Annotated in this window: 3 protein-coding genes; 1 reads left to right on the top strand and 2 read right to left on the bottom strand. The window is 39.0% G+C overall.

From position 1 onward, the window contains the following. Positions 1-472: IS6-like element IS1006 family transposase (locus FTU37_RS16580; protein WP_098733213.1), on the bottom strand; the 472-nt coding region annotated here is incomplete at its 3' end. A 92-nt stretch (positions 473-564) separates the two neighbouring features. On the opposite strand from FTU37_RS16580, the gene FTU37_RS16585 reads away from it, so the two are divergent. Beyond that, positions 565-774 (top strand): hypothetical protein, encoded by a 210-nt coding sequence (locus tag FTU37_RS16585; protein WP_257225413.1) that lies wholly within the window; start codon positions 565-567, stop codon positions 772-774. 47 nt (positions 775-821) lie between these two features. Here the strand turns inward: FTU37_RS16585 and FTU37_RS16590 are convergent. Next, positions 822-1,054: IS1 family transposase (locus FTU37_RS16590; RefSeq protein ID WP_257218539.1), on the bottom strand; the 233-nt coding region annotated here is incomplete at its 5' end.

Below are 1,054 nucleotides of genomic sequence, written 5' to 3' on the forward strand. Positions count from 1 at the left end.
GTGGACATTTACCTTCCCGTTTTAACCGTGATAAAGCACGTCCATATGTGGGTGCTTTATCCGTGTTGATCACTTGTGGAATTTGCCACTTCTTCACATTATTTAAAATTTTTCCAAGAAAACAATATGCTGATTTGGTATTACGTCTAGAAGAAAGATAAAAATCAATGGTATCGCCACGTTGATCGACTGCACGATACAGATAAGACCATCGTCCATTCACTTTTACATAGGTTTCATCAATATGCCACGAGCTCAGATCTGTAGGATTACGCCAATACCAGCGTAAACGTTTTTCTATTTCAGGAGCATAACGTTGAACCCAACGGTAAATAGTCGTGTGATCAACATTCACACCCCGTTCGGCCAGCATTTCCTGCAGTTCACGATAGCTAATGCCATATTTACAATACCAGCGCACAGCCCAAAGAATGATTTCGCCCTGAAAATGCCGACCATGGAAAGGATTCATATGCTGCACCTTTAGCTAAAACAGTCTTCAGCTTACCATTCGTGGTTATTTGCAACAGTGCCGTTTCTGCTTGGTCAGCGTTATCAATGACTATGATCACAGAGCCTACCTTTAATAAAATTTGGATGGAATGGCTAAAAAATAGATTATCTCAACATGCAGAAACGGATAGTCATCCTGATTTAGAGTTACTTCGTTTAGCAGCAGATGGGTTGTGGCTACAAAGTATTACCGGAGTCATTGATGATGAGCAATGTTCAAAATTAGAAGACGATCTGCTTAATCGAACCTATTTAACATAAAATCTCTTATTCGAAATTTGGGTGGTGTTTCAAAAAGTATGCTGGCATTAAACGAATCCATTATTGATATAAAAGAACGCTAAATCAAAGGCTTTGTAATGATTTTCAAGCTTTTTGGAGAAGTTGCAGCTTCTCCTAAAGCCTCGCCTGATCCGATGCCGTAATCGACAATTATTGCCTTCTATACCCACAGTGAAAAATTTACCAATCAACTGTTTGCATTCTTTAAAGGTCGTAACAAAGCTATCCCAATGGTCACTTGATATACATGTATAGCTTA

The sequence above is a fragment of the Acinetobacter sp. YH12097 genome (assembly GCF_013419225.1).
Classification (GTDB): Bacteria; Pseudomonadota; Gammaproteobacteria; order Pseudomonadales; family Moraxellaceae; genus Acinetobacter; species Acinetobacter amyesii.

What these genes read in the sequence shown, in the direction of transcription:
- FTU37_RS16585 (WP_257225413.1), top strand. Translation starts at nt 565, where the DNA reads ATGATCACAGAGCCTACCTTTAATAAAATTTGGATGGAATGGCTAAAA.